Source organism: Kitasatospora phosalacinea (genome assembly GCF_000716545.1).
Taxonomy (GTDB): domain Bacteria; phylum Actinomycetota; class Actinomycetes; order Streptomycetales; family Streptomycetaceae; genus Kitasatospora; species Kitasatospora phosalacinea.
The window spans coordinates 1-232 of record NZ_JNWZ01000219.1 but is presented as its reverse complement, the minus strand read 5'-3'; the positions used below and the strand labels follow the sequence as shown (position 1 = coordinate 232).

The 232-nt window shown below is 72.8% G+C and carries 1 protein-coding gene; it reads left to right on the top strand.

Annotation, left to right across the window (positions count from 1 at the left end; genetic code table 11):
• The coding region (locus tag OO48_RS34220) for an NAD-dependent epimerase/dehydratase family protein (RefSeq protein ID WP_157845624.1) at window positions 1–232 on the top strand (232 nt) is incomplete at both ends.

Below are 232 nucleotides of genomic sequence, written 5' to 3'. Positions count from 1 at the left end.
GGTGGCGGCGATGCGCAAGGCGGGGGTGGGGCGGCTGGTGTTCTCCTCGACGGCGGCGGTGTACGGGGAGCCGGAGGAGGTGCCGATCAAGGAGAGCGCCCGCACCTCGCCGACCAACGCCTACGGGGCGACAAAGCTGGCGGTGGACCACCTGATCACCTCGGAGGCGCTCGCGCACGGTCTGGCGGCGGTGAGCCTGCGGTACTTCAACGTGGCGGGGGCGTACGGGCGC